The organism is Streptomyces sp. HUAS TT7, from assembly GCF_051550175.1.
GTDB lineage: Bacteria > Actinomycetota > Actinomycetes > Streptomycetales > Streptomycetaceae > Streptomyces.
This window is the reverse complement of sequence record NZ_CP196175.1, coordinates 7,871,605-7,883,839: the sequence shown is the minus strand read 5'-3', so window position 1 is coordinate 7,883,839 and position 12,235 is coordinate 7,871,605. Positions and strand designations below refer to the sequence as shown.

Here is a 12,235-nt window from a genome sequence, read left to right as displayed (position 1 = left end):
CGTTGCTCACCTGCTGCTGCCGTGCTCGGCCGCTTCGCACAGACAGGACCGTCCCGTGTTCCCACGACAGCTCGACACGACGTCCGTGATCTCCCTCGTCGAGGACGCCGTCACGGCACCCTCCATGCACAATGCCCAGCCGTGGAAGTTCCTGTACCGGCCCGGCAAGCACACGATCGAGCTGCACGGCGACCCCACACGGGCCATGCCCCACAGCGACCCGGACGGCCGATCGCTGCGTATGGGCTGCGCGGCCGCGCTCTTCAACCTGCGGGTCAGCGCCGCAAAGGCCGGCTGGGATCCGGTCACCCGGCTCCTCCCCTCCGCCGACGATCCCTGGTACCTGGCCGACGTAGAACTCCGGGAACCGGCCCGGCCCGGTGACGGCATGACGGCCCTGTATCCCGCCCTCCGGCGACGTCACACCAGCCGCTTCCCCTACACCGACGAGAAGATCCCCACTGTCGTCCTAGACGGACTCCAAGCGGCCGCCCTCCTCGAAGGCGCCAAACTGCTCGTACCCGACGCCTGGCACACCGAGGTCGTGCTCGGCCTGGTCCACGACTCCGAGCACTACGAGGCCGAGGACCCTGCGGTCCGGGAGGAGACGGCACGCTGGACGGACCCGGGCGGCGTGAACGACGGCCCACGTACCGAAGGGATCCCGGCTTACGCATTCGGCCCGCGCCAGTACGGATCAAGCGCGCCGGTCAGGGACTTCGGCAGCTGGCGGCCCGAGCTCGACCGCGAGTCGGCCCCCTTCGAACGGCATCCCCGGATCGCCATTCTGGGCACATCACAGGACACACCGATGGACTGGCTCCGCGCCGGGCAGGCGATGCAGCGCGTTCTGCTCCAGGCCACTCTTGACGGCCTCGTCACGTCCATGACCTCGCAGCCCCTCGAATGGCCCGAACTTCGCTGGGCCGTACGCGACCCGAGCTCTGCGATGGGCCATGTCCACATGATCATCCGCCTCGGCTACGGACCCCAGGGACCAGCCACCCCCCGTCGGCCGGTACGTGAGGTGCTCGACATTGTGTGAAGGAACGTCCTTCCCAGGTCAGGGCGCGACTCATGTCGGCAGATTGGCCGGATACCCCCACCTCAGCCGCGCTCAATGCGGTCCGGTGATCCTCTGCGGTGTGACCGTCATCCACAGGGAACGATCGCCTCCCACCCACGGGAGGGAGCGAGCCAGGTCGTCCAGCCGGTGGACGGCGGCCCCCTCCGTGACGCTCTCGGCCCGTCCAACGGCAAGCACACCCCAGCCCTCGCGCATGGCCTCGTCGATGTGGTCGCCCTCGAAGGCCACCTCGGTTTCGGTGGCAGCAGCGTGCGCTCGGTACTCCGAGGTGCGAAAGGCTATCCCGCTCCCGGTCACCACGTAGTTCACCGGCACGACGGCCGGCCCCTCGGCGTTGTACGTCGCCACCCTGCCTCCACCGTGCGTCGAGAGCAGTTGGCGGCACTCCGTCTCGTCCAGTGACAGCGACTCGGCGTCTCTGGCAGCGGCCGCCCTGCCCAGCGGGAGTTCGACCACCTCGGTTACGTCCCCTTGACGGTGTGCAGGCCGGTACCGCAGATGGTCACCGCGTCGACACGGACGATCACGTCCGCGGCGTCCTTGATCCCGGGGTCCGGCACGTCCTGTCATGAGGTCCGCCCAGGTCCCTGGTAGACGAGTGCCTTCATGACATCGGCCTTCTTCCTGGCTGTGCTCCGGTATGCGACAGCCTCAGGCTGTCGCGATGATCGGCTCACGTGCATGGGCCGGACGGTCCCCGGCCGGGACCTGACGGGCCCATCCGCCGCAGGTCTCAGGAGTGCGACGGTGAATCGTGCCCCCCGTCGACCGAAGGAAGGCCGGACATGTCCGACACTGACCCGAGCCCCGGCCCGCGTACCGTGACGCCCAGACCGGCCCTGCTGAGGTTCCTGGGCGGCGTGCGCACGGTGACGGGCAGCAAGTTCCTCGTCGAGAGCGACCATGCCCGCATCCTCGTCGACTGCGGTCTCTTCCAGGGCCTCGCGGACCTGCGGCGCCGCAACTGGCAACCGCTGCCCTGCGACGCGTCCGACATCCACGCGGTGGTCGTCACCCACGCCCACCTGGACCACTGCGGCTATCTGCCGCGACTGGTCCGGCACGGCTTCCGGGGGCCGATCCTGACCAGCGCACACACGGCCCGGCTCGCCGGGATCGTGCTGCGGGACAGCGCGCGTCTCCAGATGGAGGCGGCACGGCACGCCAACGAAAGCCGCTGGTCCAAGCACCGGCCCGCGAAGCCCCTCTACGACGACACCGATGTCGACACGACCCTCAAGTACTTCGATCCGGTACCCATGAGCGCCGACGTCGAGATCATGACGGGCACCCGCCTACGACTCCACCACGGCGGACACATCCTCGGTTCGGCCTGGGCCCATCTCACCCTCGAAGACGGCCACACTCTTGCCTTCAGCGGCGATCTCGGTCGCCCCGGACACGCCCTGCTGCTGCCGCCCGAACCGTTCTCCGGCGCAGATGTGCTGCTCATGGAGTCGACGTACGGCGACCGCCGACACGACCCGGAGAGCGGGCGGGCCGAGTTCACGGCCGTCGTCAAGAGGACGTTGGCGCGCGGCGGCACGGTGGTCATTCCAGCCTTCGCGATCGACCGCACGGAGGTGGTCCTCCACGAGCTCGCCGGTCTGCGCCGCGACGGGGTCATCCCGAGGTCCGTACCCGTGTACGTCGACAGCCCCATGGCGCTCGCCGCCCTGGACGTCTACCGCGACGCCATCGCGGCCCGCTCCCCGGAGCTGCGGCCCGAGATCCTTGTGCAGGGGGCGGGCACGCTGAGTCCGGAACCGTTCCTGGCCGCCCGCACCGTCCAGGAGTCCATCGACATCAACAGCAGCACCGGCCCCGCCGTCATCGTCTCCTCCGCGGGCATGGCCACCGGCGGGCGCGTCCTTCACCACCTCCGGCGACTGCTGCCCGATCCCCGCAACGCCGTCGTCATCGTCGGATTCGCGGCGGCCGGCACCCGGGCCCGTGACCTGGTGGACGGCGCCCGCACGCTCAAGATGTTCGGCGAGTACGTGCCAGTGCGCGCCGAGGTGGCGGACGTACCCCACTTCTCGGCGCATGCGGATGCCGACCAGATCCTCGACTGGCTGCGTGGCGCTCCGGCACCGCACACGACCTACTTGGTCCACGGAGAGGAAAGCTCGGCCTTCGCACTCCGGGACCGGATCGACCGCGAACTCGGCTGGACAGCCGTCGTGCCCCGCTCGGGCGAGGCCGTGCTGGTTCGCTGACGGGTACCCGCTCGGGCCCTCGAACCTGCCCCTATGGCCCCTTGCGGACGGCGCGGCCGGGAGCATGCTGATAACGGGCGGGGACCGCCCGACGCGCCCAGTGAGGAAAGCGCCATGACCCACAGCCGGTACACCGTCGCCGACGTGATGACCACCACCGTCGTCACCGTCACACCCGACGCCGGGTTCAAGGAGATCGTCGCCGCCATGGAGCGGTGGAGAGTTGCGGCCGTGCCCGTGATCGAGGGCGAGGGCAGGGTCGTGGGTGTGATCTCGGAGGCCGACCTGCTCGCCAAAGAGGAATTCCACCGGCACCGCCCCGGCATGATGGAGCAGATGCGGCGGCTCGACGACACCGCGAAAGCCGGCTCGACGCACGCCAGGGAACTGATGACGTCCCCGGCCGTCACCATCCACGCCGGCGCCGCCCTTCCACAGGCGGCTCGCCTCATGGTCGGCCGGCATGTCAAGCGGCTGCCCGTCGTGGACAACAGCGGCGTACTCAGAGGCATCGTCAGCCGGGCCGACCTGCTCAAGGTGTTCCTGCGGTCGGACGACGAACTCGCCTCCGAGGTTCGGCGCGAGGTCGTCGACAGCCTGTTTCCCGTCTCGCGCCACGGCATCCAGGTCGTCGTCGAACACGGCGTCGTCACCCTCTCCGGGACCGTCCGCGACAGCAGCCTCATCCCGGTGGCCGAACGTCTCACCCACGCCGTCGAAGGAGTAGTGGACGTGAACTGCGCCCTCACGGGCCCGGTTTCGTAGAACTGACAGAGCGCGCGATATCGCATCGGCAATTCGCCGGGGCCGAGCCCGAGCCAAAAGGTTAGAGGTCGTTCCGTCCTGTATCACGGCGTCACGCGATCCATCGGACAGCCTGGCACAGCTAGTGCCGCATCAGGCGACGTTCGCCCTGTCGACGACTTGGCGTAGGCGTTCGTCGGTGGCGTGGCGGTTTCGCCAGATTATGTAGCGGCGGATCATGCTGCCCTGTTCCTTGTGGCTGGCGTGGTCGGTGCCGTCCAGCACGAAGTGGCGCAGGGCGGTGAACTGGGCTTCGGTGCGGTTCAGCCAGGAGCTATTGGTCGGCGTGTAGGCGAACTCGACGTTGTTGACTGCGGCCCAGTCGCCGACTCGGGTGTCCTTCTTCGTGGTCAGGTGCGGGGAGTAGTTGTCAAGCACGATCGCTATACGGTTCTCGGGCGGGTAAAGGCTGCGGAGGTAGCGACAGAACTCCAGGAATCTCGTGCGTTCTTCTTCGGCTCGATGTGCCCGTATAGCTTGTCTTTGCCCAGGTCAAAGGCGGCGAACAGGTGCCGGACCCCGTGCGGGCGGATGTAGGTCGCCCGGCGTCGGAGCCGGGGTTCCCGGGCGGGGTTCTTGTGCCGTTCGCCGCGCTCGGCCCACTGCCGTCCGGGGTGGGGCTCAAGGTTGAGCGGGCCGAACTTGTCCAGGCACGAGATGACTTCGGGCTCGCCTTGCAGGCCGCATCCCAACGGCGCGTCACGTCGCAACGAGCACAGGTTCTCTGACGCGGCATTGGCCCCCATCAGGTCACTGGGAGCGTCGTGATCCTGGGGCGCTATTCGTCCTGGCTTCGGCGGTGGGCCTGCCTTGTGCCGCCCTGGCGAGGGCCCTCGCCAGGGGCTGCCGGGGTGGCGGGGTCAGGGGCTGTCTTTGAGGTCACCTGATGGGTTGGTGTGGTGGTTGGTCAGGGGCAGTTGATGGTGCCGGTGTTGGTGCCGGTGACGGTGCATGTGTCCTGGCCGCTGGGGGTGTCGGCGCCGCCGTTGATGGTGCCGGAGTTGTTGCCCAGGACGGTGATGGTGTCTTTGCTGTTGGCGCCGCCTTGCAGGGTGCCGCTGTTGTTGCCGTTGGCGGTGATGGTGTTGCCGGTAGGGGCGTTGCCGCCGGCGGTGACTCTGCCGGTGTTGGCGTTGGGGGAAGTGCGGCCAATGCCGCCGTTGACGACGAGGCTGTTGTTCACGCTGTTGACACCGGTGATGGTGGCGTTGGCGCCGCCACCATTGCCGACGCCGCCCTTGCCGTTACCACCGGGGCCGGGGCCGCCGTCGCCGCCGTTGGCACCGACGGTTGCGCTGGTGATAGTGCCTTGTGCGCCGTTGCCGTTGCCGCCTGTACCGCCGCGGGAGCCTCGGCCTCCGGTGCCGCCGTTGCCGCCGGTGGCCGTGACAGTGCGGGCGGTGATGGACGGGGAGGTGTGAGGCACGGGGGAAGAGTTGCCGTCACCGCCGGTGCCACCCGTGGGGATGTTATTGGGCCCTCCGCGGCCTCCTGTGCCTCCGGTGCCGCCGACAGCGGTGACGGCCGCGCTGGCGCCGGTGATAGTGCCTGTCACGCCGTTACCATTGCCGCCGCTGTTTCCGGGACCGGAGGTGGAGATTCCCCCGGCGCCGCCGGTGACCGCGATGGTGGCCGGTCCGGAGCCGGGTGCGTTGATGGTGCCGGTGTTGCCGGTGCCGCCGACCCCGCCGATACCGCTGGTGCCGCCCTTGCCGCCGGTGGCGTTGAGTGTCCCGCTGTCGCTGATTGTGATGGTGCCGTTGTTGCCGAAACCGCCGGGGGAGCCGAATGCGCTGGTGCCGGCGTTGCCGCCGGTGGCGTTGAGCGTCCCGCCGTTGCTGATGGTGGCGGTGCCGCGGTTGGCGGTGGCGCCGCTGTTGGCGCTGCCGCTGGAGCTGGTATTGGAGCCGCCGTTGAGGGCGAGGGTTCCGCCGTTGAGGGTGAGGGTTCCGCTCGAACCGGCGCCGCCGATGCTGTTGCTGCCGATGCCGGTGCCGCCGGTGATGGTGCCGCCGGCGCCGGTGAGGTTGACCGTTCCGGCGTTACCGGGCTGGCCAGGGGTGCCGGGGGACCCTGTGGCCTCCAGGACGATCTTTGACCCGTTCAGGTTGACGGTGCCGCCCGAGGAGACGGCGGGCAGCGCCGGGGTGGCGGGGGGCGTGATGTTGACGTTGCACACCCCGCTGGTGGTGGCGTTCAAGGTCCCGGCCACGGTCCCGGTCACGTTGACGGCGATGCATCCGTCGGCGGTCACGGTCGTGTTGGCGGGGATCCCGTTCGGACAGGTCCAGGTGCCGGCAGCCACAGTGCACGGGTCGGCCGCGTGAGCCTGCGAGCCCGCCGCGACCAGACCGGCCAGGGCCAGCACACCGGCGCCGAGCCCGGCGGCTACTTTCCGCAGGACACGCACGAGGCGTGTGCAGCGGTCTTGGAGTGGGTGAGCTGGTGATGGTCTCATCAGGCGACCTTCCCTTTCCTCGCCGGCCCGCGCGGCAGGCCCACCGCCGGCATATGAGCCGAAGCCCAGAGCGCGCGTACGGATCAACATGCCGAGGTGTCGGGCCACTTCGTGGCATCCGCCCAGGTCACCTCAAACGGTGACGCAGGCCACAGAGCACCGGGCAGAGCGCGAGGTAGGGGCGCTCGCATCACCCACTGCCTGCCACTGCGGCCTATGAAGAACGGAAGTGACCCACGGGGCTCGACTGGCGTTCGGCAGGGTGTTTCCGCAACGCCGGGCCGCGACGCCTGCCGTTCCGGCACTGCGGCGAGTACTACCGGGCCGACCGTGACCGCTCACCCCCACCGTCCAGCACCGCCTGCCGCCACATCAACAACCGTGCACTCTCAACGTAGGGCTCGCAGAGGATCAACAAGCCGATTTCGGCGGTTGGTTGAAACACCGTGGTAGCGAGCGTTGACCTGCTGTGTTGGGCGACAAGGCGCGCCACTCACCTCTCCGAACCTCCGCAGCACATGACACGTTCTTGCAGGTCCAGCGGCCCCGTATCACAAGGACGTGCTTCGGAAGCGGAATCACCGTCTGCGAGCCTGTACGAGGTGGTGCGCGTTCACTTATACGCGGACAACAGGGCGAACGTTCTGATGCGGCACTAGGAACCGATAGGAGATGTTCCCCGCTCGAAAACGCGGCGCCGCAACTTGAACGCATGCACCGTACTGATCCAGGAGATCACCATCAGGATGTCGAACGGTATGGGAGCTTCGCCTACCGGAGAAGTACCTATGACGATCGACGATATCCAGAGACCCAGCCACGTGATGGTGTAGCACGATGCGATCGTCCGCAACCTCCGCTCGTGGAGTCGTAATGCGGCTTGCACAAACGGAACTGGCAGGAGAAGACCGACCGATAGCGTAGGCATCAGCGCCCATAACGTTGAACGTACGGCCAAGCCCCATCGTTTACCGCGCGTGGACGGCCGCTTTCCATCGCCTTGAAGCGACTGGCTGGGCTCCCTTACAGGATCAACTGGTCCATTCACAGCTGGGGTTGGATCCCACAGCGCCGCGATCAAAGCGCTTACTCGTCCACCACTCCTCGGCTTGCGGGGAGCGCCCGGCGGAATCGATCCGATGGCTCCGGATGGAGAGGCGAGGGGACTGCTGGCTTCCCTGGATCCATGCCCTTGCGTGTCCGTCATCAAGTTCTCGTCCGGCAGCAGACTCGGCTGGGCAACGACATCGACGTCCACGCTGATGATCGCTTCGCCGGTCGGCCCCGTGACCTTGACGCTTCCGTGCAGGTTTCCGATCTGGATCGTGTCGACGGCAATGTCGAGTCCCTCGTCGGTCCGACTGGCGTGGATCCATTCCTGTGACGCTTGCGGAACGCAGGCTCGGGCGAGCGGCGGGCCGAGGAGCTGAACCCCGCGGTGAGGCGGCGGCGAGCCCTGCGCTATCCGTCCGAAGTGCAGTTCGGTGACCGCGGGACGTACAGCGACCTCACGGATGGCTTGTTCGGCGGGGCTGGCAACGGGCCGGGTGTCAGTGCGGGCCGTGTCCATCAGCGCGCCATGGGCTCCTAGCGCCGCCGGTAGGTCGTTGCCGATCAATCGTGCACGCAGCTCATTGACGGCGCCGAGGCGGGCGTACATGTTCGGATTCGCACGCGCAGCCTCCAGTTCGGGCGGGGGAAGGAGCGGACGGATGCGCCGACGCTGGCTCCGGGCCAGATACAGCTCTCCCTGCATCTCGACGTCACGGCCGGGCGTTTGGTGCGGATTGCGTTCCTGGACCCGGTCGAAAACGTAGTCGTAGAGCTCGTTCAGAGAGACCCACCCGTCCTCGTCGCGGTCCGCTTCTCCCGTGGCGAGTCCCTCGACCACAGCCGAGGTGAACACCGACGGCCGACGGCTCTGGTCGTCGGTCAGCTCGCCTTCCTCGAAGGCGTACTCCAGCGCGCTGGAGGCCGTGATCACCGCCCGCCCGCGACCTCCGGGGAGCTTCCCGCTGGGGAAGCTGTCCAGCACGTGCGCGTTTCCGGATGCACGGACGTTCACGCCTCGGCCGAAAGCGCCGCCATAGCAGCAGTCGAGCAACAACACGATGCTGCGCGCCCGGCTTTGGCGCATGCAGCGCTGTACGAAGTCAGCGGATACCGCAGTGGAACCGAGCCGATTCGGGCGTGTGTCATGGGCGGCGAAGAACAGCTCCCCCGCATCGCTCTTGAGCCCATGACAGGAGAAATGCAGCAGGACCACGTCGTCCGCGCGGCTCTCCGAGAAGATGTCTTCGATCTCGCCCTGCACAATGTGTGCCGCTTCGTTGTGCATCACACGTACGTCGAAGGCGCCGATCTGCGGATCACCCAACACCCGGCTCAGCGCTTCCGCGTCGGCAGCGGGGGCCCGGAGGCGCCGTAGACCCTCGTGCTGGTATTCCTCGCACGTAATGATCAGGGCCCTGCGCCGACCGGTCACTGGCGGTTGGCTCCCGCGCTGTGCCGGCCGATGAACACGTCCACCAGCCGGTCCTGCTCGGTGGTCGTCGCATCGGCGATCTCCAGCACATCGCCATCGAGCTCCAAACGCACGGCACGACGGGTGCCACCGGCCCTGTTCAGCCAGGACCTGACAGCTGCGATCACCGTCGCCAGGCCGTCCGTGGTGTGCCCAAGGCTGACGAGCAGCCCGCCGATCACAGCCATGTCGAGGGAGCGCGCACCAGGTGGAGCCGCACCGGACCGTAGCGCGGACACGTTCTCGACATGGCACCGAAGGATTTCCTCGCGCAGGAATCCGGTCAGCACATCGAGGCGCTCGGCGTCCGCGCCTTCCTCAGCCAGGAGAAGCCGTAGTTGACCCATCAGCTCGCTCCCGTCCCCTCAAGTCCCTACCCGTCAGCATGCACCCTGAGGCAGAACGGAACAATGGCCGTAACCGCCCGTGTGGGGAAGAAACGGGCGGCACCCTATTCGTGTGCCACCACTGCCACGGGGCACAGGCTGTGGTGGATCACCGAGTGGGCAACCGGCCCCAAGCGGGCGCCACTTGGGATGCGGCGGCCGACGATCAGCAGGCTCGCCTTGGTGGAGGCCATGAGCAGGTGGTGGGCCGCCCGGCCGTGGACCGTCCTCTCCGTCACTTGCGTGTCGTGGAACTTGTTCCGCCAGGGGGTCAGTGCGGCGGCCAGGCCGTGCGTCTTCTCCTCTTCCGGGTCGACCGCCGATCCGGACGGGGCCAGGGGCATCGCCCAGGTGTGCAGGACGTGCAGGGGCGCCCGGCGTGCCGCCGCGGCGTCGAAGGCGTACTCGATGAGCTCGTCGCACGGGTGGTCCAGGTCACCGTCGCGCGCAACCAGGTAGGGGCGAACCGGCCCCAGCCGGGGCCATTCGGCCTCTGCCGCCCACCGTGCGGGTTCCGCAGGATGGGAGCAGAGCCGGCGGAAGGGGAAGCGATGACCACTCGTACGCGCATTGCCGTCATCGGGGTCGGCAACGACTTGCGGCGCGACGACGCAGTGGGCTGGACCGTGATCGACCGGCTGCGGCAGCGCGCCGTGGGCCGCCCGCTCCCCCCGGGCACCGTCCTGGCCACGTGTGACGGCGACCCCGTGCGGCTGATCGGCCTGTGGGAGGGCGCGGACCTCGCGATCGTCGTGGACGCCGCGCACGCCCATCCGGCACACCCCGGCCTCGTGCACCGGCTCGACCTCGACGCCGGGCTGCTGCAGCACCCCGCGACCAGCTCGCACGGCCTCGGCCTCGGGGAAGCGGTCGAACTCGCCCGCGTGCTGGGCAGGCTGCCGGGACGGCTCGTGATCTACGCGGTGGAGGGCGCCGACAGCTCCCTCGGCACCGGGCTCTCGGAAGCGGTCAAGTCCGTGGTCGGACCGCTGGCCGAGGACGTCGAGGCCGAGATCACCCGGCACCGTCACGCCGCCGCCCGAGGTTGAGGTGAGATCCGTGCCGGAGCGGTCGGCGCTTCGGTTCACCGTGCTCGGGACGGTCCAGGGCGTCGGCTTCCGGCCCTATGTGCACCGGCTCGCCACCGGACTCGGTCTGGACGGCTGGGTGGCCAACACCGGCGGGCACGTCGAGGGCGCGGTGGCCGGCCATGCGGACGCCGTCGAACGGTTCGGCCGACGGCTCGGCGCCGATGCGCCCGCGCTCGCCCGGGTGCGACAAGTGCTGCTCTCCCCGGCCCCCGCGCGCCCGCCCGCCCCGGGCTCCGGCTTCGCCGTCCGCCCCAGCGCCCCCGGCCGAGGCGGCACGGTGCCGCGCGAGATCCCGCCCGACGCCGCGATCTGCGCCGACTGCCTCCACGAACTGTGCAGCCCCGGCGACCGCCGCCACCGCTACCCGTTCATCAACTGCACCAACTGCGGCCCCCGCGCGACGGTGATCGAGGACCTCCCCTACGACCGGGCCCGCACCACCATGCAGGGCTTCCCGCTCTGCCAGGCCTGCGCCAAGGAGTACGGCGACCCCACCGACCGGCGTTTCCACGCCGAGCCGCTCGCCTGCCCCGCCTGCGGGCCGCAGCTCTCCTGGAACGGGCTCGTCGCGGAGGCCTCACTGAGGGCAGCGGTAACGGCGATCCGAAGCGGCGGCATCATCGCCGTCAAAGGACTCGGCGGCTACCAACTCGTGTGCGACGCCACCGACCAGGACTGCGTGGCCGAGCTGCGCCGCCGCAAGGTCCGCCCGTCCAAGCCGTTCGCCGTCATGGTCCAGGACATCAATGCAGTCCGGCAGTTGGCCGCTGCGTGGAAGACGGAGCAGCAGTTGCTGGGCTCCCCCACGCGTCCCGTGGTGCTGCTCAACGCCAATACCCCCTCGCCCCCGCGGCCTTGCACCCGCACCGATGCCACTGCCCCGGCCGGCGGTCGTTCCGCTCGTCGCGGTCGGCGCCCAGCTCAAGCACACCTTCGCGCTCGCCGACGGCCACCGGGCCCATCTCGGCCCTCACACCGGCGACTTGGCGGACGCGCGCACCCTGGACGCTCACGGACGCCTACCGCGACCTCAAGCGCCTCACCGGTCTGGAGCCTCAGGCCGTCGCGCACAATCTGCACCCCGGCTACCTCTCCACCCAGTGGGCCCGGTCTCAACCGCTGCCCTGTGTCCCGGTCCAGCACCATCACGCCCACCTCGCCGCCTGCGCCGCAGAGCACGGACTGCGCACCCCTTTCACAGGAGTCGCGTATGACGGTCTCGGCCTCGGCGACGACGGCACTTTGTGGGGCGGGGAGATCCTCGTCGGCGATCTGACGGACTACCGGCGCGCGGGCCGTTTCACGAGGGCGCCGCTGCTGGGGCCGGCTGACTCCCAAAAAAAGGGGGCCGGTCGGCCCCTGTCCTTGCCCCCGGCGACCTCTGGGGCCGGGCAGGCACCCGGCGGATGCTGCCTATGTCAACTGGTGGAAGAGGGAGCCAAGATGACCGCCAACGAGCCCGGCGGACGGCCGTTGCACGCGCTGCTGGCCGACGGCACGACGGTACGGATACGGCCGGCGCAGCCCGGCGACCACGCCCGGGTACTGCGGATGTTCGAGTAGATGTCGCCCGAGAATCTGCGCCTGCGATCGCGGCGAGATCGACGACGAGGAGTACCGCAGGCGGCTCGCGGTCCTGCACGACACCAAGCCTTCAGGAAAAGAC

General features: G+C 69.0%; 9 protein-coding genes and 4 pseudogenes. 6 read left to right on the top strand and 7 right to left on the bottom strand.

Annotated features, from left to right (window positions below; all coding sequences use genetic code 11):
* The first annotated feature begins 55 nt into the window (after positions 1 to 55).
* Positions 56 to 1,045, top strand: a complete 990-nt coding sequence (locus ACSHXC_RS35795) for an Acg family FMN-binding oxidoreductase (RefSeq protein ID WP_438295496.1) — start codon at positions 56 to 58, stop codon at positions 1,043 to 1,045.
* Positions 1,046 to 1,117: 72 nt separating this feature from the next.
* Here the strand turns inward: ACSHXC_RS35795 and ACSHXC_RS35790 are convergent, their stop codons facing one another.
* Both ACSHXC_RS35790 and ACSHXC_RS35785 read right to left on the bottom strand, forming a co-directional pair.
* Positions 1,118 to 1,543, bottom strand: a complete 426-nt coding sequence (locus ACSHXC_RS35790; protein WP_438295495.1) for a pyridoxamine 5'-phosphate oxidase family protein — start codon at positions 1,541 to 1,543, stop codon at positions 1,118 to 1,120.
* Positions 1,544 to 1,554: 11 nt separating this feature from the next.
* Positions 1,555 to 1,695, bottom strand: a pseudogene (locus tag ACSHXC_RS35785) (alcohol dehydrogenase); the annotation flags it as partial.
* Positions 1,696 to 1,872: 177 nt separating this feature from the next.
* Here ACSHXC_RS35785 and ACSHXC_RS35780 point away from each other — a divergent pair.
* Positions 1,873 to 3,306, top strand: a complete 1,434-nt coding sequence (locus ACSHXC_RS35780) for an MBL fold metallo-hydrolase RNA specificity domain-containing protein (protein WP_438295494.1) — start codon at positions 1,873 to 1,875, stop codon at positions 3,304 to 3,306.
* Positions 3,307 to 3,420: 114 nt separating this feature from the next.
* Complete coding sequence (locus ACSHXC_RS35775) at positions 3,421 to 4,071, top strand: CBS domain-containing protein (RefSeq protein ID WP_438295493.1); 651 nt, start codon at positions 3,421 to 3,423, stop codon at positions 4,069 to 4,071.
* A gap of 132 nt (positions 4,072 to 4,203) precedes the next feature.
* Here ACSHXC_RS35775 and ACSHXC_RS35770 read toward each other — a convergent pair.
* The 5 genes and pseudogenes from ACSHXC_RS35770 to ACSHXC_RS35750 form a co-directional block, all read right to left on the bottom strand.
* Positions 4,204 to 4,784 (bottom strand): annotated as a pseudogene (locus tag ACSHXC_RS35770) (transposase); the annotation flags it as partial.
* Between the two features lie 233 nt (positions 4,785 to 5,017).
* Complete coding sequence (locus ACSHXC_RS35765; protein WP_438295492.1) at positions 5,018 to 6,520, bottom strand: beta strand repeat-containing protein; 1,503 nt, start codon at positions 6,518 to 6,520, stop codon at positions 5,018 to 5,020.
* A 703-nt stretch (positions 6,521 to 7,223) separates the two neighbouring features.
* Complete coding sequence (locus tag ACSHXC_RS35760; protein ID WP_438295491.1) at positions 7,224 to 9,053, bottom strand: caspase family protein; 1,830 nt, start codon at positions 9,051 to 9,053, stop codon at positions 7,224 to 7,226.
* The gene (locus tag ACSHXC_RS35755; RefSeq protein WP_438295490.1) at positions 9,050 to 9,280 is read right to left on the bottom strand and encodes a hypothetical protein; all 231 of its coding nucleotides are present in this window, start codon (positions 9,278 to 9,280) and stop codon (positions 9,050 to 9,052) included. The genes ACSHXC_RS35760 and ACSHXC_RS35755 overlap by 4 nt, the downstream gene beginning before the upstream one ends.
* Positions 9,281 to 9,543: 263 nt before the next feature.
* Positions 9,544 to 9,912, bottom strand: coding sequence for a universal stress protein (locus tag ACSHXC_RS35750; protein ID WP_438297022.1), 369 nt, complete (start codon positions 9,910 to 9,912; stop codon positions 9,544 to 9,546).
* Positions 9,913 to 10,029: 117 nt separating this feature from the next.
* Between ACSHXC_RS35750 and ACSHXC_RS35745 the strand changes: the two genes are divergently transcribed.
* The 3 genes and pseudogenes from ACSHXC_RS35745 to ACSHXC_RS35735 form a co-directional block, all read left to right on the top strand.
* Positions 10,030 to 10,527 (top strand): hydrogenase maturation protease, encoded by a 498-nt coding sequence (locus tag ACSHXC_RS35745; protein WP_438295489.1) that lies wholly within the window; start codon positions 10,030 to 10,032, stop codon positions 10,525 to 10,527.
* Between the two features lies 1 nt (position 10,528).
* Positions 10,529 to 11,353: pseudogene (locus ACSHXC_RS35740) on the top strand (acylphosphatase); the annotation flags it as partial.
* Positions 11,316 to 11,850 (top strand): annotated as a pseudogene (locus tag ACSHXC_RS35735) (hypothetical protein); the annotation flags it as partial. The pseudogenes ACSHXC_RS35740 and ACSHXC_RS35735, both read left to right, overlap by 38 nt.
* Positions 11,851 to 12,235: the final 385 nt, after the last annotated feature.

Coding starts and splice junctions, on each gene's coding strand:
- ACSHXC_RS35745 (WP_438295489.1), top strand. CDS start 10,030: ATGACCACTCGTACGCGCATTGCCGTCATCGGGGTCGGCAACGACTTG.
- ACSHXC_RS35780 (WP_438295494.1), top strand. CDS start 1,873: ATGTCCGACACTGACCCGAGCCCCGGCCCGCGTACCGTGACGCCCAGA.
- ACSHXC_RS35775 (WP_438295493.1), top strand. CDS start 3,421: ATGACCCACAGCCGGTACACCGTCGCCGACGTGATGACCACCACCGTC.
- ACSHXC_RS35755 (WP_438295490.1), bottom strand. CDS start 9,280: ATGGCTGTGATCGGCGGGCTGCTCGTCAGCCTTGGGCACACCACGGAC.